This window comes from Mesorhizobium montanum (assembly GCF_033977145.1).
In the GTDB taxonomy this organism is placed as follows: Bacteria; Pseudomonadota; Alphaproteobacteria; order Rhizobiales; family Rhizobiaceae; genus Mesorhizobium; species Mesorhizobium montanum.
The window spans coordinates 49,457-73,358 of sequence record NZ_JAVIJF010000011.1 but is presented as its reverse complement, the minus strand read 5'-3'; the positions used below and the strand labels follow the sequence as shown (position 1 = coordinate 73,358).

Below are 23,902 nucleotides of genomic sequence, written 5' to 3'. Positions count from 1 at the left end.
GGGAGATGTCCGGCAGGACAGAGGGGGGTGCCCTGGCATAAGCTTCGAAGGATGCATTTCAGTCATGGCGTGCACCCTCCCCAATTCCCTCAAAACGCCGTCCTCGACCGCAGCGCCGCGGCCAGCGTGCCTTCGTCGAGATAATCGAGCTCGCCGCCCACCGGCACGCCGTGCGCCAGCCGTGTCACCTTGAGATCGAAGCCCGACAGCTGATCCGTCAGGTAATGGGCCGTCGTCTGACCCTCGACTGTCGCATTGACGGCAAGGATCACTTCCTTCACCTCGCCGCCGGCGACACGGTCGACCAGTGAGCGGATGTTGAGCTGATCAGGACCGATGCCGTCGAGCGGCGACAGTGTGCCGCCGAGCACATGGTAGCGCGTGTTCATGGCGGCCGCGCGCTCCAGCGCCCAGAGGTCCGAGACGTCCTCGACGACGATCAGCGTGCCGGCGTCGCGGCGCGGATCGGTGCAGATCATGCAAGGGTCGGAGGTGTCGACATTGCCGCAGGTCGAGCAGATGCGCACCTTGTCGACCGCCTCGCCCATGGCGGCGGCTAAAGGCTCCAGCAGCTGTTCCTTCTTCTTGATGAGATGAAGCGCCGCGCGCCTGGCCGAACGCGGCCCAAGCCCCGGCACCTTGGCCAGGAGCTGGATCAGGCGTTCGATTTCCGGACCGGCGATTCTCTTCGACATCGCCTTGATCTAGAGCAATTCCAGGAAAAGTGCGAAGCGGTTTTCCGTCCGGAATTGCGTCAAGGCAAAAAGGTGGAGTAATTCACTGTTTCCGTGAAACGGTGAACTGCTCCAGGATTTTTCAGAACGGCCAGCAACGGCACAGGACCCGCCATGCTGCCAAGACAGGCCCTGCGCTGGACGAAATCGGGTTCAGTTGGCTTCGAGCGGCCGGTCCTGGCTGACGATCATCGCGCCGATGGCGTCGGTGTTTTCAGGCGTCGACTGGAAGCCCATCGACGCTTCCTGCGGCGCGCTGGGCACCGAACTGACGTAGCGGCCCTTGAGCGTGCCGCCGAAACGCGCGGCGTCCGGTTCGGCCATCGGCTCCTGCATCGCCACGACCATCTGCTTTTGCGCGAGGCGGCCGGACTTCGTGGATGATACCGGGGCAGCCGGCGCCGCGGCAGCCGTCACATAGGTCTGTTCGGCCGGAGCTGCATTGGTCAGCGCTGCCGCGGCCATGGCGGCCTGCTTTGCGGGATCCGGGCGAACGATCGTCCTGACGATCGGCTCGGCGGAGGCGACGAGCACCGGCGCGGCGGCCGCGGGCTTCCGGCGACCTGACTTCTGCTGGTCGTCTACGTTCATGGCGACCATCGGCTCGTCCGGCAGCGGCTGCCAGTTGCGGCCGCGCTTCTCATAGAAGGCGTTGCCGCCGGCTACCATCGTGTAATGCATGTTGTTATAGGGGAAACGCAGGCCGGCGGTGTGGAAATACATGGTGTTCTTGAGCTTGGCCTTGCGCTCGCCCTTCAGCACCGCGTCGGCGGCCTCCTCGACATCGGGCAGCGCCCTGGAGTTCATCGGCCGCGTCATCACGCCGGGCGCGAACTGGCCCCTCTCGCCGACGACCTCGCAGATGGTGTTGCCGTGCTGGCCCGAGCGCAGCCGGTTCATCACGACGGTGCCGACGGCAATCATGCCGTCGCGGCTCGACCGGTTGGACTCGAAGAACATCGCCCTTTGCAGGCATTCCTTGTCCTTCAGCGAGTGACTGGAACGTGTGGTCAGAAAGCTCGGCGTGAGGGCGTCGGTCAGACCCGACACCGACATGCCATGGGAGGAAGTGGTCTGGCTGCAGCCGGCCAATAGCAAGGGGGAAGTGACGATGCCGGCAAGCAGCAGCGGCGTCTTCCATCGCGTCGCGATCACCAAAAAAGCCTCATGTCCAGATGCCAGCCCGCCCCGAGATGTGGCAAGAATGAGACTCTTTCAGGCAAAAAGATGGCTAGAGGGTTAGCAACTTCTGGACTTGGGTAAAACTTTATGAAAGCCGCGAAATGAGCGCGTGAGCAACGCCGGCAAAATGGTTAATATTGCGGCTTGGCCTCAATTTTCGTTCATAATCAATTAACTGGCGGATAGCGCCTCAGAACGGCAATTTCATTCCGGGCGGAATCGGCAGGCCTGCCGTAAGAGCCTTGGTCTTCTCCTGCATGATCTGCTCGACCTTATTTTTGGCGTCATTGTGGGCGGCCAGGATGAGGTCCTCGAGAATCTCGGCTTCGTCCGCCTTGATGAGCGACGGATCGATCTTCAGCGTCTTCATCTCAAACTTGCCGGTGAGCGTGATGCTGACCAGACCGCCGCCGGCCTGACCGGTGGCTTCGAGCGTGGCGATCTCGTCCTGCATGGCCTGGAACTTGGCCTGCATTTCCTTTGCCTTGCCCATCAGGCCGAGAAGATCTTTCATCGGGTGGTCCTCTACAAGTGTTTCAGGTCTCGTCGTCATCCGCCGCCGGCTCGACCGGCAGGTCGGCCTCGGCCTCTTCCACCTCCGGCACCTCCGGGATGCGTACGTCGATGATCTTGGCGCCGGGGAATCGGGCGAGGATGGCCGCGACCGTCGGGTCGCTCTTGGCATCGGAGAAGGCGTTCTCGCGCTTCGTCGTCTCCATCTCGGCCAATGTCTGGCCGCCCTCTTCCCTCGACAAGGACACCAGCCAGTTGCGGCCTGTCCAGGCGCGCAGCTTGGACGTCAGGTCGTTGAGCAGCATCTTGGGCGCGTCGTCGGTCAGGGTGACGTCGAGACGGCCTGGCTCGATGCGCACCGGCCGCACGCAGCGTTTCAGCAGCACCTTGAAGGCCATGTCGCGGTTGGCATCGGCAAGCGCAACAATGTCGGCCAGCGATTTCACCGGAACAACAGGCGTTTCGGCGACCGGCTCCGGCGCCGGAACAAACGCGGCGGGCGCGGGCTGCGTTTCGACAAGGCGCATGGTCTGCGCACCGCCATTTGAACTGGGCATCCGCGCCTGCGCTACGGCACTTGCGCCGCCGCCATTGCCGGCCGGTGCTGCATTGGCGCGCGGCGCGCCATTCGGCAGCGGACCAGCGCCTTCCAGCGATTTCAGCGCCTCGTCCAGCGTCGGCAGGTCGGCGGCATGCGCCAGCCTGATCAGCACCATTTCGCCGGCGCTGACCGGGCGGTTGGACGACTGCACCTCGGGAATGCCCTTGAGCAGCATCTGCCAGGTTCGCGACAGCACGCGCACCGAGAGCGTGCCGGCGAATTCGGCGCCGCGCCGGCGCTCGTCCTCGGAGAGCGATGCATCGTCGGCGGCTGTCGGCACGAAGCGCAGCCGGGTGACGAGGTGGTTGAATTCCGCAAGATCGGTGAGCACCGCGGCCGGATCGGCGCCGGTGTCGTATTGCGCGCGGAACTCGGCCAGGGCTGCGGCAACGTCGCCTTTCATGATATGCTCGAACAAGTCGATGATGCGGGCGCGGTCGGCGAGGCCGAGCATGGCGCGCACGGCTTGCGCGCTGACGGTGCCGCTGCCATGGGCGATCGCCTGGTCGAGGATGGACAGCGAATCGCGCGCCGAGCCTTCGGCGGCCCGCGCAATCATCGCCAGCGCATCGTCGTCGACCGCAATGCCCTCCTTGGCGGCGATCGAGGAGAGATGCGCCACCAGCGCGCCGGCATCGATGCGCCTCAGGTCGAAGCGCTGGCAGCGCGACAGGACCGTGATCGGCACCTTGCGAATCTCGGTGGTGGCGAAGATGAATTTGACGTGCGGCGGCGGCTCTTCCAGGGTCTTCAACAGGCCGTTGAAGGCCTGGGTGGAGAGCATGTGCACTTCGTCGATGATGTAAACCTTGTAGCGGGCCGAGACCGGCGCGTAGCGCACGCGGTCGATGATGTCCCTGATGTCGTCGATGCCGGTATGGGAGGCGGCGTCCATCTCGATGACGTCGACATGACGGCCTTCCATGATCGCCTGGCAATGCTCGCCGGGGATCGAGAGATCAACGGAGGGCTGGTCGACGGTCGCGGTCTTATAGTTCAGTGCCCGCGCGAGGATGCGCGCAGTCGTCGTCTTGCCGACACCGCGCACGCCGGTCAGCATCCAGGCCTGGGCGATGCGGCCGGTGGCGAAAGCATTGGTCAGCGTGCGGACCATCGGCTCCTGGCCGATCAGCTCGGAAAAATTCGAAGGGCGATATTTGCGCGCCAGCACGCGATAGGCGCCGGCCTTACCTGTCTCCAGGCTTTCTGGCCCCAAATTTCCGGCTTCGCTCATTCGCCGTCAAAAGCTCCCTGGACCGCGACGGAAGGCGGCCGATTCCTGCGCATAGTCTCACCCGCACGGCTTGGCGCCGTCAATGTCGCGGGAGAAAGGCGAAGAGGCGGGAGGCTGGAACAATGACCCGTTCCGGGCTCGTTAGGGCTGCTTCCTTCCGGACCTGACCCGGTTGGCGAGTGGATCGTCCACCACCAACCTCCCGCGCTCCATATCGGCAATTCAGCGGCGAAATGCAAGGGCCGAGCCAAAACCTGCAGACTTATCGAGACAGGAAAGTCCTTCAATCGATAACAGCGGTCAATGAATCGCTTGCAGCCACCTTGCCGCCGCTCTAGCGTTCTGGGTTTGGAAAATGCTCACGAAAGTAAAGGAAACGCCCATGCTGCCTGGCCTCAAGGCCGGATTCACGCTGGACGCCCGGCTTGAGGCGGACAGCGAGCAGCTTATGTGGCTCGGCCTTTGCGAACTCAGGCTGATGAATGATCGCCGCTGGCCGTGGCTGGTGCTGGTGCCGCAGCGGCCAGGCACGGAAGAAATCCACGAAATGACGCCGCTCGACCAGGCGATGCTGACCTTCGAGACCAATATGGTGGCGCAGGCGCTGAAGCGGGTGACCGGCTGTACGAAAATCAACACCGGCGCGCTCGGCAACATCGTGCGCCAGCTGCATGTCCATGTCGTCGCCCGGTCCGAGGGCGATCCCGGCTGGCCGGGACCGGTCTGGGGGTACGGCGTTCGCGAACCCTATCAGCACTCCGATATCCGCCGGTTTGCCGAAACGATCAAGGCGGCGCTATAAGCTGACCAGTGTCCACCAGCACTCCCGAGTTTCCCAGCCGCGAGTCCCCATGAGCTTTCGCCTGTTTGACGCGCCCTTGCGCGAGCCGAGCCAATTCGTCGGTTTCGCCGGCAACCAAATCGACCGGCAATCCGAGAACCGCGCCGACGACGCGGTCGAAAAGGCGCTGACCGACCAGACCGCGCGGCTGTTGCTGATGCATGCCGGCCGGCTCTACCTCAAACTCGACGACGGCAAGTTCGACCCTTGGTTCAAGGAGGACGAAAGCCAAGCCTTCGAGGTTTCGCTCGACCACGGTGTGCTGCTCGGTCATTCCGACGACGGGCCGGTGCTGGCGGTGCCCGCCGGCGTCGAGCCGGAAAAACTGCCCGAGACGATCAAGGCGATCGATTATCGTTCCGTTTATATGCAGGGCCTGATCGACGAGGCGGCCGCCGGTGCGCTGGCGCAGGGCGCGGCGCTGCTCGCCTGGCACGCAAGCCACGCCTTCTGCTCGAAATGCGGCAACCGCTCGGAAATGCGCGCCGGCGGCTACAGGCGCCATTGCCCCGCCTGCGGCACCGACCATTTCCCGCGCACCGACCCGGTGGCGATCATGCTGACGGCGACGCGCGAAAAATGCCTGCTGGGGCGCGGCCGGCATTTCGCGCCGGGCATGTATTCAGCGTTGGCCGGCTTCATCGAACCCGGCGAGACGATCGAGGCGGCGGTGCGGCGAGAGACGCTGGAAGAGGCCGGCATCCGGCTCGGCCGCGTCGTCTATTACGCCAGCCAGCCCTGGCCGTTCCCCTATTCGCTGATGATCGGCTGCTTCGGCGAGCCGCTCAACGAGGATATCCAGGCCGACCTCAACGAACTCGAGGACTGCCGCTGGTTCTTGCGTGACGAGGTGCGCGCGATGCTGGACAGGCAGCATGCCGACGGCTTGATTACACCGCCGAAAGGGGCGATCGCCCATCACCTCATCCGGGCCTGGGTCGACAGCGAATAGGAGCCGAGAAATGATCCGTCACACCGTCGTGTTCACCCTGAAGCATCCGTTGCAGTCGCTGGAGACAAAGCGGTTCCTCCACGACGCCAAGAAGATCCTCACCGGGATCAAGGGCGTCACGCATTTCGAGCAGTTGCGGCAGGTGAGCCCGAAGAACGACTACCAGTTCGGCTTCTCGATGGAGTTCGCCGATCAGGCCGCCTACACGCGCTACAACGAGCATCCCGACCACGTCGCTTTCGTGCGCGACCGCTGGGTGCCCGAGGTCGAGACGTTCATGGAGATCGACTACGTGCCGCTGGGGTTTGGCTAACAAGTAGCAGTTCCGGCGCCAATGTCAGTAGTGATCACTAACCCGCCCTGCCGCTCCCTTTCTGCAGCGTTGACGATTGGCGAAAGCGCCGATGACAGCGCCCCTCTCCCCGTCACTATACGGGGAGAGGATGCCGGCAGGCAGGTGAGGGGCGGCGCAGACGCTGGATGGGCAAGGCCCAGGCTTCAGGCCTCGACTCGGATCCGGACCGTTAAAGTCGAAGCCAGCGCTGCCCCTCATCGCCCTGCCGGGCACTTCTCCCCGTATAGTGACGGGGAGAAGGGGCTGGCCGCAGCGTCGGCTCCCTACCGTCGGCGTGCGGTAAAACTAGTCCGCCACCTTCCACTGCTCGCGCGAGGCGCTTGCCGGATAGACGCCGAGTATGCGCATTTCGCGCGAGAAGAAGCGCAGTTCATCCAGCGCCAGCTTGACCAGCGGGTCGTCCGGGTGACCCTCGATGTCGGCGTAAAACAGCGTCGCGGTGAAGGCGCCGAGCTGGTAGCTCTCGAGCTTGGTCATGTTGATGCCGTTGGTGGCGAAGCCGCCCATCGCCTTGTAGAGCGCCGCCGGCACGTTGCGGACGCGGAAGATGAAGGTGGTCATCATCTTGGCGTCCGGCGCGGGGCGCTCCACCCATTGCTTGTTCTTGGTCAGCACGACGAAGCGGGTGACGTTGGAGTCGGTATCCTCGACATTCCTCTCGATGATGTCGAGCCCATAGAACTCGGCGGCTAAAGCCGGCGCCAGCGAGGCCATGGTGCGGTCCCTCACCTCGGACACCATTTTCGCCGAACCCGCCGTGTCGCCGGCGATCACCGGCTTCCAGCCGTTCTTGCGGATGTATTTGCGGCATTGGCCGAGCGCATGGATGTGGCTGTGCACGGTCTTGATCTCTTCGCGCTTCACGCCCGGCAGCACCATCAGCTGGAAGTGGATCGGCAGGAAATATTCGCCGACGATGTGCAGCTTCGATTCCGGCAAGAGGTGATGGATGTCGGCGACGCGGCCAGCGATCGTGTTCTCGATCGGGATCATGGCGAGCTCGGCCTTGCCGGTCTCGACCGCGTTGAAGGCATCCTCGAAGGTCGGGCAAGGCAACGGTTCCATCGACGGGAACATGTTGCGGCAGGCGGTGTCGGAGTTGGCGCCGGGTTCGCCCTGGAAGGAAATTCTGTTGGTCTTGTCAGCCATGCCCCAAATGTCTCTGTCTTGTCTCAGTTTGAAAGGATCTTTCTTGCCCGCTCGAGATCGTCGGGCGTGTCGACGCCGAGCGGCAGCGATTTGACGATCTCGGCGTCGATGCGCATGCCGGCTTCCAGCGCGCGCAACTGCTCCAGCCGCTCGCGACGCTCCAGCGGCGACGATTTCAGCGCCACGAAGCGTTCGAGCGCGGCGCGGCGATAAGCATAGAGGCCGATGTGGTGATAGAGCGGCCCTTCCCCCCAAGGCGCGGTGGCGCGGGTGAAATAGAGCGCTTTCAGCCGTGTCGCCGACAGCGGCGAGCCGACGATCTTGACCACGTTCTGGTTGGTCTTCTCCTCGTCGCGCACGATCTCGACGCCGAGCGTGGCGATGTCGACCGATTTGTCCTCGAAAGGCCGCAGCGACGCGCCGATAATCTCGGGATCGATGGTCGGCAGGTCGCCCTGCACATTGACGATCGTTTCCACCCGCTTTTCAGGATCGAGGGCCGTGAGCGCCTCGAAGATACGGTCGGAGCCCGACTCGTGATCCATACGGGTCATGGCCGCCTCGAAGCCATGCGCCCGCACGGCCTCCGCGACCGCTTGCGTGTCGGTCGCCACCACCACGCGACCAAGCCCAGCCTCGGCGGCGCGGCGAGCGACATGGACGATCATCGGCGCGCCCGCAATGTCGGCCAGCGGCTTGCCAGGCAGGCGCGTCGAGGCCATGCGGGCGGGGATCAAGATCAAGGTCGACATCGGATTTTGAAGCGCTCGAAAAACGCGGATGGAAAGTGGCAAAAGGTCTCACTGGAAGCGCCCTTATAGGTGTTGCAACGCCTGAGCAAAAGACCTAGTTTCCGCCCGGTTTGACAGCCTCGCGGGCTGTTTGCGATACCGACGGACGGAGTGGACGGGACGGTCCGCCGGAAAAGGGAGCAAGGGGCGCATGGATTCCAACGAAGTCAACAAGCTGCTCGGCGGATTTCTGGGAACCTGCTTCATCGTCTTTTCGATAGGCCTCGTCTCCGACGGGCTGTTCGCCTCGCCCGCCCCCGAAAAGCCCGGCTTCGCCATCGAGGCCCAGGAGCCGACCGAGGGCGGTGCCGCTGCGCCTGCCGCGGCCGAAAAGCCGATCGCGGACCTGCTGGCCAAGGCCAGCGTCGAACAGGGCGCCGCCATCTTCAAGAAGTGCCAGGCCTGCCATTCCGGCGAAAAGGGCGGTCCCAACAAGGTCGGCCCCGACTTGTGGGACGTCGTCGACCGTCCGGTCGCCTCTCACGAGGGCTTCGCCTATTCGGCCGGCATGAAGGAATATTCCAAGGGCGGCACCGAGAAGTGGACCTATGAGAACATCAACCACTTCATCACTTCGCCCAAGAAGGACGTGAAGGGCACGGCGATGGGCTTTGCCGGCCTGCCGAAAGAAGAAGACCGCGCCAATGTGATCGCCTATCTGCGCACGCTGTCGGACAATCCGAAGCCGCTGCCGCAGCCAGGCGCCTCGGCCGAAGCTAAGCCCGCCGAAGCCGCCAAGCCCGCGGAAGGCGCCAAGCCGGCCGAAGGTGCCGCCAAGCCGGCCGAAGGAACCGCTCCGGCCAAGCCCGCCGCTCCCGCTCAATAAACAATTTGTCATAGAGACTTCCTTGGAAAAGCCGGGTTCGTCCCGGCTTTTCTGTTAGGAAAGCTGCATAGACGGCGACAAAGACGGCGCCTGCGGTTTTCACCGGCGTCAAATGATCTAGATTGCGGTGGGTAAAGTTCGCGACGAGGAGAACGCATGACGGTTGGCCGCTCCCGAACATTTTTCGCCTCGATGCTGGCGGTCGCTTTCGCCGCGAGCCTGCAGGCCAGCTTCGCCGATGAATGGCACACCACCTCCTCGCTGATCGGCCCTTCGAAATATGGCGAGAATTTCCAGCGCTACGACTACGTCAACCCGGATGCGCCGAAAGGTGGAACCTACAATTCCGTGGTTACGGGCACATTCGACAGCTTCAACCCCTATATCGTGCAGGGATCGCCAGCCTCCGGCTTCGGACAATTCGGCGGCGGGCTGCTCTACGATACGCTGATGGACCAGGCGACCGACGAGGGTAGTACCTATCATCCAATGATCGCCGAGGCCTACAAATATCCGCCGGATTATTCCTCGGCGACCTACAGGCTCGACCCGCGCGCCAAATGGCATGACGGCCAGCCGATCACCGTCGACGACGTGATCTGGTCGTTCAAGGTGCTCAAAACCAACAGCCCGATGTACAACCGCTATTTCGAGAACGTGACTGAAGCGGTCGCGGTCTCCGACCGCGAGGTAGAGTTCCATTTCAACCAGAAGGGCAACCGCGAACTGCCTAGGATCCTCGGCGATCTCGTCGTGCTGCCGAAGCACTGGTGGGAAGGCACCGACGCAAGCGGCAGGAAGCGCGACATCACAAGGCCGACACTGGAGCCGCCGCTGGGTTCCGCCGCCTACAAGATCGCCAGCTTCAAGCCGGGCTCCGAAATTGTCTGGCAGCGCGTGCCGGACTATTGGGGCGCCAAGCTGCCGGTGAAGATCGGGCGTGAGAATTTCGACACCCAGCGCTTCACCTACATCCTGGACGACAATGCCGCGTGGCAGGCTTTCTCCAAGGGCGGGCTTGACGACATCAAGCCGGAAAACAGCTCGCGGCGCTGGGCGACGGCTTACAACTTTCCGGCGGTCAGCGCGGGCGACGTGATCAAGAAGGAATTCAAGACGACATCGCCGGCGCCGATGCAGGCTTTCGTGCTCAACCAGCGGCGGCCGCTGTTCCAGGACCGGCTGGTGCGCGCGGCGCTCACCTATCCGTTCGACTTCGAAACGATGAACCGCACGTTGTTCTACAATTCGAACACGCGCACCAAGAGCTATTTCCAGGGCACCGAGCTGGCGTCGAGCGGGTTGCCGCAAGGCAAGGAACTGGAGATCCTGGAAAAATACCGAGACAAGCTGCCGCCGGAACTGTTCACCCAGGAATTCAAGCTGCCGGTCTACGATTCACCGCAAGCGGAACGGAAAAACCTAAAGCAGGCGGTCGACCTCTTCGCCCAGGCGGGCTGGGTGATCAAGGGCGGCAAGATGGTGAACGCCAAGACCGGCGCGCCGTTCAAGTTCGAGATCCTTGGCTGGAACGACACCGACCAGGTCATCGCCAGCCCCTGGATCGCCAATCTGCGCAAGATCGGTGTCGATGCCACGCTGCGGATCATCGACCAGACCCAGTACATCAACCGCGTCAACAACTTCGATTACGACGTCGTCACCAGCATACTCGCGCAATCGGAATCGCCAGGGAACGAACAGCGCGACTTCTGGAGCTCGAAGGCGGCGGACACGCCGGGATCGCGCAATTATTCCGGCATCAAGAACCCGGTCGTCGACGCGCTCGTCGACCGCATCATCTTCGCCACCGACCGCGACGATCTCGTCGCCACCACCCATGCGCTCGATCGGGTGCTGCTGTGGAACTACTATACCGTGCCGCAATACTACCGCGCGGTGGTGTGGCTCGCCTACTGGAACAAGTTCGGCATGCCGGAGAAGCAGCCCAGCTACCGCGGCGCCGATATCGATTCCTGGTGGATCGACCCGGCGAAAGAAAAAGCACTGGCCGCCAAGTACAAGGGCGTCAATTGATGAGGCGGCAGAGCTTGCTTCCTCGTCGCGACTTCCTGGCGTTCGGCGCCGCCGCGGCCGCTGCGGCACTGCTCCCCGGCAAGGCGTTTCCCGCCATTCCGACCGGCGTGAAGGTGCACGGCCTGTCGGCTTTCGGCGACCTCAAATACAGGCCGGACTTCACGCATTTCGACTATGTCGATGTCGATGCGCCGCAAGGCGGCACTTTCAACTTTTCGCCGCCCAATTGGGGCGCCAATCAAAGCCCGCAGACATTCAACACGCTGAACGCATTCGTCCCCAAGGGCGATGCGCCGCAGCGCATGGAGATGTGCTTCGATTCGCTGATGGTGCGGGCGCTCGACGAGCCGGACGCGGTATACGGGCTGATCGCCGAAGGCGTCACGATCTCGGACGACCGCAACGGCTTCACCTTCTCGCTGCGTCGGCAGGCGCGCTTCCATGACGGCACGCCGCTGACCGCCGATGACGTCGCCTTCACCTTCAAGCTGCTGAAGGACAAAGGGCATCCGGACTACGCGTTGCCGTTGACGCATCTTGACGATGCGGTGGCGAAGGACACCCACAGCGTCGAACTCAAATTCTCCGGCAAGCAGTCGGCTCGCACCATCCTCAACGTCGTCGGATTTCCGATCCTGTCGAAGGCCTTCTTTACGGCCAATCCGTTCGATTCCTCGCAACTCAATCCGCCGCTCGGCTCAAGCGCTTACAAGGTCGGGCGCTGGTCGGCGGGAGCCTGGATCGAGTATGAGCGGGTGGCCGACTATTGGGGCAACGACCTGCCGGTCAATCGCGGCCAGAATAATTTTGAGCGTATTCGCATCGAATTCTACCAGGACCGCACGACCGCCTTCGAGGCCTTCAAGAAGGGCGAGATCCTCTATCGCGAGGAATTCACCTCGCGTGTCTGGGCAACGGCCTATGATTTTCCAGCGTTCACCGCCGGCAAGGTGGTCAAGCACGAATTTCCGGCCGAAACGCTGCCCTCGATGCAGGCGACCGCCGTCAACCAGCGGCGCGCGCAGTTCCAGGACCCACGCATCAGGGAGGCGATCGCACTGTGCTTCGATTTCGAATGGACGCGGCGCAATTTCTTTTACGGCTCCTATGAGCGCTCGCAGTCCTGCTTCGAAAAATCTGACTTTCGTGCCGCGGGAACGCCATCGCCGGACGAGCTCGCATTCCTGGAGCCGCTGCGCGACAAGCTGCCGCCCGAGACTTTCGGCGAGGCCGTGACACAGCCGGCCTCGGATGGATCGGGACGCGACCGGAAGCTGCTTGGCAGGGCGGCGAAGCTGCTTGCCGAGGCGGGCTGGAAACGCTCCGGCGATTTCGTCGTCAACGACAAGGGGGGGAAGCTGCCCGCTGAATTCCTCGTCGACGACGAGACGTTCGTGCAGGTCTTTTCGCCCTGGGTCGCCAATATGAAGGCGATCGGCATCGATGCTTCCATCCGGCTGGTCGATTCGGCCCAGTACCAGCTTAGACAATCGACGTTCGATTTCGACCTGGTCTCGGCCGCTTTCTCCTTCAGCGCCACGCCGACCCGCGACGACCTCGAGATCTTCTTTCATTCGCGAAGTGCCGGCGTTTCAGGCTCGCGCAACCTGCCTGGCATAGCGAGCCCGGCCATCGACGCGCTCATAGACTCCGTCGGCGCCGCCAAGGACCGCGACAGCCTGACGGTCGCGATGCGGGCGCTCGATCGGGCCTTGCGCGCGCGGCGCGATTGGATTCCAAGTTGGTATCTGGCGAATCACCGAAGCGCCTATTGGGACATGTTCGGTTTTCCCGAGCATAAACCCGATTTCGGCTTTCCGGTCGAAGCGCTGTGGTGGATCGACAAGGGCAAGGCGGCAAAAATTGGCAAAGCCTGACACTCCCCTTCGCGCGGGGCCGGTGGCCTGATGGGCGCTTATATTCTGCGCCGCATCCTTCTGATGATCCCGACGCTGTTCGGGATCATGGCGATCTCCTTCGCCGTGATCCAGTTCGCGCCGGGCGGGCCGGTTGAGCAGGTCATCGCCAGGCTCACCAGCCAGGGCGGCAACGATCGGCTGGGCGGCGGCGGTGGCGATGCCGGCGCCACCAATTTCGATGTCTCAGGCGATGTCAGCTCGAAATACCGCGGCGCGCAGGGACTCGACCCCGAATTCATCAAGAAGCTGGAAAAGCAGTTCGGCTTCGACAAGCCGCCACTCGAGCGCTTCGGCATGATGCTGTGGAACTATAGCCGCTTCGACTTCGGCGACAGCTATTTCCGCGACATCTCGGTGCTCGACCTGATCCTGGAGAAGATGCCGGTGTCGATCTCGATCGGGCTGTGGATCACGCTTCTGTCGTACCTGATCTCGATCCCCCTCGGCATCCGCAAGGCGGTGAAGGACGGCTCGACCTTCGACGTCTGGACGAGCGGCGTGGTGATCGTGGGCTACGCCATTCCCGGCTTTCTGTTCGGCATCCTGTTGATGGTGCTGTTTGCCGGCGGTTCGTTCTGGGACTGGTTCCCGCTGCGCGGCATCGTCTCCGACAATTGGGACCAGTTGTCGTGGCCGGACAAGATCATCGACTATTTCTGGCACATGACGCTGCCGCTGACCGCACTGGTGCTGTCGGCCTTCGCCACGACGACGCTGCTCACCAAGAATTCCTTCCTGGAAGAAATCCGCAAGCAATATGTGGTGACGGCGCGGGCCAAGGGCCTGTCCGAGCACAAGGTGCTCTACGGCCACATCTTCCGCAACGCCATGCTGATCGTGATCGCGGGGTTCCCCGGCGCTTTCATCTCGGCCTTTTTCACCGGCTCGCTGCTGATCGAGAACATTTTCTCGCTCGACGGGCTTGGCCTGCTCGGCTTCAAGTCGGTGATCGACCGCGACTATCCGGTGGTCTTCGCCAATCTCTACATCTTCTCGCTGCTCGGCCTTTTCGTCGGCCTGCTGTCGGACCTGATCTACACCTGGGTCGATCCGCGCATCGATTTCGAGCGGAGAGACGTCTGATGGCGGTGGCATCGGCCGAGACCACGCCGACGCGCGCCGCCCGGCCGTGGCTGTCGCCGCTCAACCAGAGGCGGCTGCAGAACTTCAAGGCGAACCGGCGCGGCTACTGGTCGCTGTGGATCTTCCTCCTGCTGTTCGTGCTGTCGCTGTTTTCCGAGCTGATCGCCAACGACAAGCCGATCATCGCTTCCTACAAGGGCGAGATCCTGTTTCCGGTGCTGGTCGCCTACCCGGAAGAGAAGTTCGGCGGCTTCTATGCCGTCACCGATTACCGCGACCCGGTCATCCAGGACGAGATCAACGCCAATGGCTGGATGATCTGGCCGCCGGTCCGCTATTCCTACCAGACCGTCAACAACGCCATTCCGGAGGCTGCGCCCGCCAAACCCTCCTGGCTCTACGACAAGAAGGCGCGTTGCAGCCAGTACCCGAAGGGAGAGGCCGACGAGAACTGCGTTGTCGGCAACTGGAACTGGCTGGGCACCGACGACCAGGCGCGCGACGTGCTGGCGCGGGTGCTTTACGGCTTCCGCATCTCGGTGCTGTTCGGGCTGATCCTGACGCTCGGCTCATCGCTGATCGGCGTCGCGGCCGGCGCGGTGCAGGGCTATTTCGGCGGCTGGACCGACCTTCTCTTCCAGCGCTTCATCGAGATCTGGTCGGCGATCCCGGTGCTGTATCTCCTGCTCATCATCTCCGCGATCCTGCCGCCGGGCTTCTTCATCCTGCTAGGACTGATGCTTTTGTTCTCCTGGGTGGCGCTGGTCGGCGTGGTGCGGGCCGAGTTCCTGCGCGCGCGCAACTTCGAATATGTCAACGCGGCGCGCGCGCTCGGCGTGCCCAACCTCACCATCATGTTCCGCCACCTTTTGCCCAACGCCATGGTGGCGACGCTGACCTTCCTGCCCTTCCTGCTGAGCGGCTCGATCTCGACGCTCACCTCCCTCGACTATCTCGGCTTCGGCCTGCCGCCGGGTTCCGCATCGCTGGGCGAGTTGCTTAAGCAGGCGCAGCGCAACCTCAACGCGCCGTGGCTCGGCATTTCCGGTTTCATCGTGATTTCGCTGATGCTGTCGCTGCTGGTTTTCATCGGCGAAGCGATGCGCGACGCCTTCGATCCGCGCAAGACGTTCAAATGACGGCAATGCGGACTGGCATTCGGCATGTTATATCCTCAGTGTCACAATTCGCACAAAAGTCGGCGTATGCGTCAACTGGCGACCGTGACTGGTGAATGTCCGCACGTTCTCCATGCCACGCTACACGAGAGGACGGAGTTATGAATAAGGTCATCCTCGAGCATTACCCCGCATCGAAACTCCCGAATGAACTGCGAGAGGGTATAGCTTTGAGTGCCTCGGTTACGGTGACCGTGGAAGAGGAGGCCAAACGGCCCCTCGACCGCAAGCAATTGCTTGAACTTATGCGGAATGCTCAGGCCAACGCTCCAGGGACAAGCCTCGAGGAGGCCGTGGCGCGTGTTCGTGCTCTCCGTGATGAGTGGGAGGATTGATGGCCGCCTTCCGGCTTTACGTCGATACGAACATTTTCATCTACGCTTTCGAAAATAATGATGCCCTTGCAAGAAAACTGCTTCATCTCGTGTCCTTGAACGAGCGCAGAAAGCAGCCTTTCATCGCGACAAGCGAGATCGTGTTGGCGGAGTTGATGGTGGACCCTCTGAAAAAGGGCAATGAGTCGCTTGTCGAGCTTTATGACAATATCTCGATTGGTAATGCCTTTGTCTCGATTGGGACGGTAACTCGCGAAGTCCTGTGGCACGCGGCACAGCTTCGTTCAAAATTCGTTTCTCTCAGGCTACCAGATGCGATTCACCTTTCCACGGCGATGCATTTCGGCTGCGCACAATTCCTGACTGCCGATACCAGGTTGAAAGGCACCTATTCTGTCGCGCCGGATAGACTCGTTCCTCCTCAGTTGACAGCCGAGATTTCGATCGTCCGACCGGAAATTTCCGCCCTGGATAAAATTATCACGGAAATTGAAGGATGACCGCTCCCCTCCTTTCCGTCCACGATCTCAGCGTCTCCTTCGCGCAAGGCGGCAATCAGTCGATTGCCGTCGACCACATCTCCTTCGATATCGCCAAGGGCGAAACACTGGCGCTGGTCGGCGAATCCGGCTCCGGCAAATCGGTCTCGGCACTGTCGGTGCTGAAGCTCCTGCCCTATCCCGCGGCCAGCCATCCATCGGGCAAGATCCTGTTCCAGGGCGCGGACTTGTTGAGCGCCAACGAAAGGACGTTGCGCGGCGTGCGCGGCAACAAGGTCACCATGATCTTCCAGGAGCCGATGACCTCGCTCAACCCGTTGCACACGATCGAGCAGCAGATCGTCGAGGTGCTGCAACTGCATCAGGGTTTGCGCGATGCGCCGGCCCGCGCCCGCACGCTGGAACTGCTGAACGAAGTCGGCATCCGCGATCCGCAAAAACGTCTCGACGCCTATCCGCATCAGCTCTCCGGCGGTCAGCGTCAGCGCGTCATGATCGCCATGGCCCTGGCCAACGAGCCGGAGCTTTTGATCGCCGACGAGCCGACCACCGCGCTCGACGTCACCGTGCAGGCGCAAATCCTCGAGCTGCTTGCGAAGCTGAAGAGCCGCAAGGGCATGTCGCTGCTGTTCATCACGCACGATCTCGGCATCGTGCGCCGGATCGCCGACCGCGTCTGCGTCATGACCAAGGGCAAGATCGTCGAGAGCGGGCCGACGAAGGAAATCTTCGCCAACCCCCAGCATGCCTATACCAAGCACCTTCTGGCGGCCGAGCCCAAGGGCAAGCCGCCGGCGGCCAATCCTAATGCCAAACCCGTCATGACGGGCAAGGACATCAAGGTCTGGTTCCCGATCAAGAAGGGGTTCTTCCGCACCACGGTCGACCATGTGAAGGCGGTCGACGGCATCGATGTCGCCGTGCGCGCCGGCCAGACGCTCGGCGTCGTCGGCGAATCCGGCTCGGGCAAGACGACGCTCGGGCTGGCGCTCGCCCGGATGATCTCCTCGAACGGCACGATCAATTTCAATGGGCGGGACATCAACCAGCTCTCCTTCAGCGCCATGCGGCCGCTGCGGCGTGAATTGCAGATCGTCTTCCAGGATCCGTTCGGGTCGCTCAGCCCGCGCCTGTCGGTCTCGGAGATCATCGAGGAAGGGCTGAAGATCCACGAGCCGAAGCTCTCGCCCGACGAGCGCGACGACAAGGTGGTCGCCGTGCTGAAGGAGGTCGGCCTCGATCCGGAAACGCGCCACCGCTATCCGCATGAATTCTCGGGCGGCCAGCGCCAGCGCGTCGCCATCGCGCGCGCCATGGTGCTCAACCCGCGCTTCGTCATGCTCGACGAGCCGACCTCGGCGCTCGACATGAGCGTGCAGGCGCAAGTGGTCGACCTGTTGCGGGCCCTGCAGGCCAAGCACAATCTCGCCTATCTCTTCATCAGCCATGATTTGAAAGTCGTGCGCGCCCTTGCCAATGACGTCATCGTCATGCGCAATGGCCAGATCGTCGAAGCTGGAACGTCCGAACAGATTTTCAGCAGCCCGCAGACCGACTATACGCGGGCGCTGATGGCGGCAGCCTTCAAGATCGAGACGGCACCGACCGGCGTGGTCAGCGAATAATCCGACCGGCTTCGGCAAAACAGGGAAGAAAAATCCGCAAATGGAAAAAGGCAAAGTCCTGCTTGCCGTCACCGGCTTTCACCCGCAGCGCTGGCATGAACTGCTCGCGGCCGAGCGCGAGGTCGTGCTGGAACCGAACGGCCCGAACGACCCGTCGATCACCTATGCGGTGGTGTGGAAGCAAAAGCCCAATCTTCTGTCGTCGCTGCCCAATCTGCGCGCCATCTTTTCGATCGGCGCCGGCGTCGACCACATCTTTGCCGATCCAGGCCTGCCCGACGTGCCGATCGTCAAGGTCGTCGCCGACAATCTTACGCAATACATGACCGAATATGTCGTGTGGCGGGTTCTCGACCATCACCGCCAGGGCATGCTCTACCGCGCGCAACAGGCGAAGAAGACCTGGCACGAGCCGCCGCAGCGCCCGGCCGGCGACATCTCCGTCGGCATCATGGGCCTCGGCCATCTCGGCCGCGCCGCGGCCTCGGTGCTGCTTTCGCTCGGTTTTGCCGTCAACGGCTGGTCGCGCAGCGAGCGGCCGATGAAGGGCGTTTCGACCTATGCCGGCGAGACGGGGCTGATCCCGTTCCTCAACTCCACCGATATCCTGGTCGTGCTCTTGCCGCTCACGCCGCAAACCCGGGGCATCGTCAATTACGGGCTGCTCAAGGAACTGCGCCGGCGCAACGGCCTGGGCGGCGCCGTGCTGATCAACGCCGGACGCGGGCGGCTGCAGAAGGACGCCGACATAGTGCGCGCGCTGGAGGACGGCACGCTGAAGGAAGCGAGCCTCGACGTGTTCGAGGTCGAGCCGCTGCCGAAGACCAGCCCGCTGTGGGGCCATGCGAAAGTGTTCGTCACACCGCACGCGGCGGCGACGTCGGACCCCGCCCATCTGGCGCCGATCATGCTGCGCCAGATGGCGGCTTTCGAGCGTGGCGAAAAGCTCGAAAACCTAGTCGACAGACAGGCCGGATATTAGTCGGGAGTCAAACCCCATTCGTGGAAGCATTGCTTGATCGCTCTCACGGAGGCGAGCCGCAGCTTCGGCAGATCGAGTGCATCGAACATCGCCTGGTATCGCTTGCGATTTCGCGGTTGAACCACGGCGATATGGTGGATCATATCCCATTTGACGCTGTCGCGTCCGCCTTCCAACGCGCCATGCCTGGCGGTCTCGAACAGCGTTCGCCGAAAATAGCGCAGCAGGCTCATAGGTGTGGATATCTCCAGGAGAATCAGGCCGGTCGCTCGCCGAAAGCGCTGCGGCATGCAAACCGAATAATTTCCGTCCATCACCCAGCGTTCGCCGGCTATCGCGGCATCGTGCAGGGCGATGAACTCGTCCCTTGGACGCGGCTCCCAGTCCGTATCGGGAAGGTGATGGAGCTGATCGAGGTGAATGGCTTCGCAGCCGAGCTTGCGCGCAATCGCATTGGCAAGAGTGGACTTGCCGCTGTTGGATGGCCCCAGGATACAGATGCGGTCGCCGAGGTCCGTGAGGTTCATCGGGTCATAATTTTCGGGCGCTCGGGAAAGCTCGACGGTCGGTCGATCGTAGAGCGAGATAGCGAATTCTCAGGATGGTTTCGAACCAGGCAACCCGAACGTCTCCTTCTTCTTCGGCTTGCCGCAGTCGCGACGCTCGATCGAACGGTTCATGGCGTCGATCCCGCCGCTTGCCTTGTTGCTGGCGCGCTGTGCCTTGGAGCGCGTGTCGGGTATGAACGGGCCGAAGCCCATCGCCGGATTGGAGAAGCCCGGCTTGGCGGTGGCAGGCAGATTGTTCTGCTGTGCCAGCTGATTGCGCTGCGCCACCAGTTGATCGCAAGGCACATCGTCATATTGCAATGAGGATTGGACATCCTCGTCCTGGCGCTCGGCCAGCGACGTGCCGCCGACACATCCGGCGACCGTCAGGCAAGACGCCAACGCAACCATGGTCCAGCGCATGGATATCTCCTCGTCGTATCCTCCCCGCGCCCCCGACCATGCCATTCAGGCGTTTTCGCAGCAAGCGCGGGCTCATGTGGTTTCCGGACTCTTCTCCCTGGTAGCCGGGAAGCCAGCCACGATGGCAAGGCCCACGACCGGGTCACTCCGGTCGTGCCGGATAACCGTGCTTTCCAGCGACAGGACAGCAAGCCCGTTGGCGGAAAGCACGCGCCGCGCATAAGCCTCGGAATGGGCATAACGCCGTGACGGCCGCAGGGCGAAATCACCGCCGCCGGCAAGCGACTCGAGCGAAAACGCGAATATGCCGCCATCGGCAAGCATGCGTGCAATCGCGCCGACGATGCGTTCAAGCGCGCCGACATAGATGAACACGTCGGCCGCGACCACAAGGTCAGCCCTGTCGCCGGTGCGAGAGAAATGCTGAAGGTCGGCCCTGGCCAGCTGGTCATAGATGCCTTTGGCCTTCGCCTTCCTCAGCATGCCGACGGAAATGTCGTAGCCCTCCAGCCGGTCGGCGAGCGGGCGCAGCCTCTCGCCCATCAGGCCGGTGCCGCAGCCGAGGTCGAGCGCCAGCCGGAACCGGCCGGGCCTTGCCTTGCGGATGGCGAGCCTGAGAAAATCCGGCAGCCCGTAGCCGAGCTTCCCGACAAGCGATTCTTCGAAACTGTCGGCGTAGTGGTCGAACAAAGTCTCGACGAAGGCGCTGGGCGGCGCCGCAGCAGCCGGCGCCTCGCCTATCAGCTGAAGCTTCAGCGCGGCGCCGAGGCGATCCGCCGGCTCCAGCTTCAGCGCCGTGGTCCAGGCTCGCGCGGCCTGGTCGAGCAGGCCAGCGGCTTCCTGCATCTCGCCGAGGCGAAACCAGCCGGCGGCCCATCGCGGCGCGAGTTCCAGCGCGCCGAGCAAAAGCTCCGCCGCCTGCGCGGGCTCGCCCGAGGCGAGCAGCATCTCGGCGAAATCGGCGCGACGGTCGGCGTTCAAATCGCCCGACGAGGCCTGGAGCGGTTTCATCTGTGAAGAATCCCACCGGCGAGGGGCCGGCGGCCGGCTCCATAGCATGATCCCGAAACTGAAGGTCAGCGAAGCAAAAAGTGGGAACCGGTTTTCGGAGAGAGATCATGCTCCAAAGAGCTGGATCGTGATGGCGTTTCAACGAAAACGCCATCACGATCCAGGACGAGTCAGCAGTCTCTTGCAACAGGCTTCCCACGGCATATTTAGCCACTATCTTGGAGCGATGCGCGCCAGCGACCTGCTCAAATCCCGGCCGGAAGGCCTCTACTGCCCGCCCGGCGATTTCTTCATCGACCCGGTACGGTCTGTCGAGCGGGCGCTGATCACGCACGGCCATTCCGACCATGCGCGCTCCGGCCACCGCTCGGTGCTGGCAACGCAACAGACGCTCGACATCATGGGGCTGCGCTATGGCGAGGATTTCGCCGGAACGACGCAGGCCGCGACACTTGGCGAAACGGTGGACATCAATGGCGTTTCCGTCACATTCCACCCGGCCGGGCATGTGCTGGGCTCGGCCCAGATCGCCGTCGAGCACCAGGGCATGCGCATCGTCGCCTCCGGCGACTACAAGCGCCAGAAGGACGCAACCTGCCTGCCGTTCGAGCCAATCCGGTGCGATGTTTTCATCACCGAGGCGACCTTTGGCCTGCCGGTGTTCCGGCATCCGCCGGACCATGAAGAGATTGCGCGCGTGCTCAAATCGGCGGTGCAGTTTCCCGAACGATCGCATCTGATCGGCGCCTATGCGCTCGGCAAGGCGCAGCGCGTGATGCGACTGCTGCGTGACGCCGGCTATGACAGGCCGATCTACATCCACGGCGCGCTGGCGAAGCTCAGCGAATACTATCAAAGCCAGGGGATCGATCTCGGCCGGCTTGAACCGGGGACCGTCGAGACTGGCGGCAAGGCAGATTTCGCGGGCGCGATCGTCGTCGGGCCGCCGTCGGCCTTCGCCGACCGCTGGGCGCGGCGTTTTCCCGACCCCATCTCCTGCTTCGCCTCGGGTTGGATGCGCATCCGCCAGCGCGCCAAGCAGGGCGGCGTCGAGCTGCCGCTGATCATTTCCGACCATGCCGACTGGGACGAGCTGATCATCACGATCAAGGAAACGGGCGCTAAGGAAATCTGGGTGACGCATGGCCGCGAGGAAGCGCTGGTGCGCTGGTGCGAGTTGGAAGGCATCGCGGCGAGGCCGCTGCATCTGGTGGGGTATGAGGACGAGGGCGATTGATGCATCAGGGTTTGCCAATCGCCACCGACGAGCTCTACGGCGCCCCCCTCTGTCCTGCCGGACATCTCCCCCTCAAGGGGGGAGATTGGCAGCTTCATCGCCGGCTCATCTTCCGCAACGTTGAAGATTGGCGAAAGCCGAAACGACATCCGATCTCCCCCCTTGAGGGGGAGATGGCCGGCAGGCCAGAGGGGGGCGCCTCGCGCTGGCTTTCGCCATTGGCGTGGTGCACCCAGCCATGAACCGCTTCGCCGAACTCCTCGACCGCCTTGTCCTGACGCCGTCGCGCAACGGCAAGCTGACGCTGCTCAGAGACTATTTCCGCAGCGTCGAGGACCCCGATCGCGGGCTGGCGCTGGCGGCGATCACCGGCGACCTGTCGATCGCGGCGGTGAAGCCGGCCATGCTGCGCACGCTGGTGGTCGAACGCATGGACGCGGTGCTGTTCGGCTATTCCTACGACTATGTCGGCGACCTCGCCGAGACGGTGTCGCTGGTCTGGCCGAAGCCGGCTGGGCATATTCCCAACCATGTGCCAACGCTTGCCGAAGTAGTCGGCAAGCTGCAGGCCGCCAGCCGGTCGGATGGGCCAAAGGTGCTGGCGCGGCTGCTCGACGACGCCAGCATCGCGGCGCGCTTCGCCATCATCAAGCTGGTGACCGGGGGTTTGCGCATCGGCGTGTCGGCCCGTCTCGCCAAACAGGCGCTGGCCGACCTCGGCAAGGTCGACGTCGCCGAGATCGAAGAACTCTGGCACGGGCTGACGCCGCCTTACACGGAGCTGTTCGCCTGGCTGGAAGGTCGGGCGGAAAAGCCGAGGAGCACGGCGCTGGCGCTGTTTCGGCCGGTGATGCTCTCCAACGCCGTCGACGATGGCGACCTCGAAAAACTCGAACCGGCCGCCTATGCGGCGGAATGGAAATGGGACGGCATCCGCGTGCAGGCGGTGTGCGAAGGCGGCGTCCGTCGGCTCTATTCGCGCACCGGCGACGATGTGTCCGGCTCCTTTCCGGACCTTGCCGCGGCAATGAATTTCGAAGCGACGCTCGATGGCGAGCTGCTGGTCGGCGATCCGCGCGAGGCGACAGGGACTTTCTCCGACCTGCAGCAGCGGCTGAACCGCAAGAGCGTGTCGCCAAAAATCCAGCAGCAATATCCCGCTTTCATGCGCTGCTACGACGCGCTGCAGATCGACGGCGAGGATTTGCGTCCGCTGCCCTTCGCCGAGCGCCGTAAGCGCCTCGAGGCCTTCTTCAGGACGCTCGACCCCAGCCGCTTCGACCTCTCGCCGCTGGTCGAGTTCCCTGATTGGGAGACGCTGGAGCGGCTGCGCCAGGCGCCGCCGCACCCGATCATCGAAGGGGTGATGCTGAAGCGCTGGGATTCGCCCTATCTTGCCGGCCGGCCGAAAGGTCCATGGTTCAAGTGGAAGCGCGACCCGCACACCATCGACGCGGTGCTGATGTACGCGCAGCGCGGCCATGGCAAGCGCTCGAGCTTCTATTCCGACTACACGTTCGGCGTCTGGGCCGGCCCAGACGGCGCGGAGGAGCTGGTGCCGGTCGGCAAGGCCTATTTCGGCTTCACCGACGAGGAACTGAGAGAGATCGACAAATATGTGCGCGACAACACGATCGAGCGTTTCGGGCCGGTACGCTCGGTGCGCGCGGACCGCGGGAACGGCCTGGTGCTGGAGGTGGCGTTCGAAGGCCTCAACCGCTCGACCCGCCACAAATCAGGCGTCGCGATGCGCTTTCCCCGCATTTCGCGGCTGCGCTGGGACAAGCCGGCCGCGGAAGCCGACCGCATCGAGACGCTGCAGGCGTTGCTCGACAGCTAGAAAATC

At 63.1% G+C, this 23,902-nt stretch carries 23 protein-coding genes and 1 other RNA gene; 14 read left to right on the top strand and 10 right to left on the bottom strand.

All coding sequences use genetic code 11. The features are described from left to right. Window positions 1-89: 89 nt before the first annotated feature. The 5 genes from recR to ffs form a co-directional block, all read right to left on the bottom strand. Window positions 90-695: a recombination mediator RecR gene (gene recR, locus RFM68_RS16385; RefSeq protein WP_320234011.1), complete on the bottom strand. Its 606-nt coding sequence runs from the start codon at window positions 693-695 to the stop codon at window positions 90-92. 192 nt (window positions 696-887) lie between these two features. Continuing rightward, window positions 888-1,889, bottom strand: coding sequence for a cell wall hydrolase (locus tag RFM68_RS16380; RefSeq protein ID WP_320234010.1), 1,002 nt, complete (start codon window positions 1,887-1,889; stop codon window positions 888-890). A gap of 217 nt (window positions 1,890-2,106) precedes the next feature. After that, entirely contained in the window at window positions 2,107-2,430 is a 324-nt protein-coding gene (locus tag RFM68_RS16375) for a YbaB/EbfC family nucleoid-associated protein (RefSeq protein WP_095765991.1), read from the bottom strand. Between the two features lie 22 nt (window positions 2,431-2,452). After that, complete coding sequence (locus tag RFM68_RS16370) at window positions 2,453-4,264, bottom strand: DNA polymerase III subunit gamma/tau (RefSeq protein ID WP_320234009.1); 1,812 nt, start codon at window positions 4,262-4,264, stop codon at window positions 2,453-2,455. 106 nt (window positions 4,265-4,370) lie between these two features. Then, window positions 4,371-4,467, bottom strand: an RNA gene (gene ffs, locus RFM68_RS16365) — signal recognition particle sRNA small type. Between the two features lie 179 nt (window positions 4,468-4,646). Between ffs and RFM68_RS16360 the strand changes: the two genes are divergently transcribed. The 3 genes from RFM68_RS16360 to RFM68_RS16350 are packed head-to-tail and all read left to right on the top strand — an operon-like array spanning window position 4,647 to window position 6,370. After that, window positions 4,647-5,066 carry an HIT domain-containing protein gene (locus RFM68_RS16360; RefSeq protein WP_320234008.1) on the top strand — a complete coding sequence of 140 codons (420 nt, stop codon included), beginning with the start codon at window positions 4,647-4,649 and terminating at the stop codon, window positions 5,064-5,066. 49 nt (window positions 5,067-5,115) lie between these two features. Next, window positions 5,116-6,057, top strand: a complete 942-nt coding sequence (gene nudC / locus RFM68_RS16355; RefSeq protein WP_320234007.1) for an NAD(+) diphosphatase — start codon at window positions 5,116-5,118, stop codon at window positions 6,055-6,057. A 10-nt stretch (window positions 6,058-6,067) separates the two neighbouring features. Continuing rightward, window positions 6,068-6,370, top strand: coding sequence for a Dabb family protein (locus RFM68_RS16350; protein ID WP_320234006.1), 303 nt, complete (start codon window positions 6,068-6,070; stop codon window positions 6,368-6,370). Between the two features lie 327 nt (window positions 6,371-6,697). On the opposite strand, the gene RFM68_RS16345 is transcribed toward RFM68_RS16350, so the two are convergent. Together RFM68_RS16345 and RFM68_RS16340 are read right to left on the bottom strand one after the other, a co-directional pair. Next, window positions 6,698-7,561, bottom strand: a complete 864-nt coding sequence (locus RFM68_RS16345; protein ID WP_320234005.1) for a prephenate dehydratase — start codon at window positions 7,559-7,561, stop codon at window positions 6,698-6,700. Between the two features lie 23 nt (window positions 7,562-7,584). Next, window positions 7,585-8,313 (bottom strand): 3-deoxy-manno-octulosonate cytidylyltransferase, encoded by a 729-nt coding sequence (locus RFM68_RS16340; RefSeq protein WP_320234004.1) that lies wholly within the window; start codon window positions 8,311-8,313, stop codon window positions 7,585-7,587. 190 nt (window positions 8,314-8,503) lie between these two features. Here RFM68_RS16340 and RFM68_RS16335 point away from each other — a divergent pair, with 190 nt between their 5' ends. The 9 genes from RFM68_RS16335 (at window position 8,504) to RFM68_RS16295 (ending at window position 18,837) form a co-directional block, all read left to right on the top strand. Continuing rightward, window positions 8,504-9,178 carry a c-type cytochrome gene (locus RFM68_RS16335; protein WP_320234003.1) on the top strand — a complete coding sequence of 225 codons (675 nt, stop codon included), beginning with the start codon at window positions 8,504-8,506 and terminating at the stop codon, window positions 9,176-9,178. Between the two features lie 156 nt (window positions 9,179-9,334). Then, window positions 9,335-11,215 (top strand): extracellular solute-binding protein, encoded by a 1,881-nt coding sequence (locus RFM68_RS16330; RefSeq protein ID WP_320234002.1) that lies wholly within the window; start codon window positions 9,335-9,337, stop codon window positions 11,213-11,215. After that, on the top strand, window positions 11,215-13,092 hold the full coding sequence (locus RFM68_RS16325; protein ID WP_320234001.1) for an extracellular solute-binding protein: 1,878 nt from the start codon (window positions 11,215-11,217) through the stop codon (window positions 13,090-13,092). The genes RFM68_RS16330 and RFM68_RS16325 overlap by 1 nt, the downstream gene beginning before the upstream one ends. A gap of 30 nt (window positions 13,093-13,122) precedes the next feature. Further along, window positions 13,123-14,217, top strand: a complete 1,095-nt coding sequence (locus RFM68_RS16320; protein ID WP_320234000.1) for a microcin C ABC transporter permease YejB — start codon at window positions 13,123-13,125, stop codon at window positions 14,215-14,217. Beyond that, window positions 14,217-15,356, top strand: coding sequence for an ABC transporter permease (locus RFM68_RS16315; RefSeq protein WP_320233999.1), 1,140 nt, complete (start codon window positions 14,217-14,219; stop codon window positions 15,354-15,356). Before RFM68_RS16320 ends, RFM68_RS16315 begins: the two co-directional genes overlap by 1 nt. A gap of 140 nt (window positions 15,357-15,496) precedes the next feature. Then, window positions 15,497-15,730: a hypothetical protein gene (locus RFM68_RS16310; protein ID WP_320233998.1), complete on the top strand. Its 234-nt coding sequence runs from the start codon at window positions 15,497-15,499 to the stop codon at window positions 15,728-15,730. Then, the gene (locus tag RFM68_RS16305; RefSeq protein WP_320233997.1) at window positions 15,730-16,230 is read left to right on the top strand and encodes a type II toxin-antitoxin system VapC family toxin; all 501 of its coding nucleotides are present in this window, start codon (window positions 15,730-15,732) and stop codon (window positions 16,228-16,230) included. The genes RFM68_RS16310 and RFM68_RS16305 overlap by 1 nt, the downstream gene beginning before the upstream one ends. Further along, complete coding sequence (locus RFM68_RS16300) at window positions 16,227-17,855, top strand: ABC transporter ATP-binding protein (RefSeq protein WP_320233996.1); 1,629 nt, start codon at window positions 16,227-16,229, stop codon at window positions 17,853-17,855. The genes RFM68_RS16305 and RFM68_RS16300 overlap by 4 nt, the downstream gene beginning before the upstream one ends. Window positions 17,856-17,895: 40 nt before the next feature. Further along, on the top strand, window positions 17,896-18,837 hold the full coding sequence (locus tag RFM68_RS16295; RefSeq protein ID WP_320233995.1) for a 2-hydroxyacid dehydrogenase: 942 nt from the start codon (window positions 17,896-17,898) through the stop codon (window positions 18,835-18,837). Here the strand turns inward: RFM68_RS16295 and RFM68_RS16290 are convergent. The 3 genes from RFM68_RS16290 to RFM68_RS16280 form a co-directional block, all read right to left on the bottom strand. Continuing rightward, on the bottom strand, window positions 18,834-19,364 hold the full coding sequence (locus tag RFM68_RS16290) for a P-loop NTPase family protein (protein ID WP_320233994.1): 531 nt from the start codon (window positions 19,362-19,364) through the stop codon (window positions 18,834-18,836). The two genes, RFM68_RS16295 and RFM68_RS16290, sit on opposite strands and share 4 nt — an antisense overlap. Window positions 19,365-19,433: 69 nt before the next feature. Further along, entirely contained in the window at window positions 19,434-19,808 is a 375-nt protein-coding gene (locus RFM68_RS16285; RefSeq protein WP_320233993.1) for a hypothetical protein, read from the bottom strand. Between the two features lie 72 nt (window positions 19,809-19,880). Then, the gene (locus tag RFM68_RS16280) at window positions 19,881-20,819 is read right to left on the bottom strand and encodes a methyltransferase domain-containing protein (protein ID WP_320233992.1); all 939 of its coding nucleotides are present in this window, start codon (window positions 20,817-20,819) and stop codon (window positions 19,881-19,883) included. A gap of 226 nt (window positions 20,820-21,045) precedes the next feature. Between RFM68_RS16280 and RFM68_RS16275 the strand changes: the two genes are divergently transcribed. Beyond that, complete coding sequence (locus RFM68_RS16275) at window positions 21,046-22,056, top strand: ligase-associated DNA damage response exonuclease (protein ID WP_320233991.1); 1,011 nt, start codon at window positions 21,046-21,048, stop codon at window positions 22,054-22,056. A 238-nt stretch (window positions 22,057-22,294) separates the two neighbouring features. Further along, window positions 22,295-23,896, top strand: coding sequence for a cisplatin damage response ATP-dependent DNA ligase (locus RFM68_RS16270; RefSeq protein WP_320233990.1), 1,602 nt, complete (start codon window positions 22,295-22,297; stop codon window positions 23,894-23,896). Window positions 23,897-23,902: the final 6 nt, after the last annotated feature.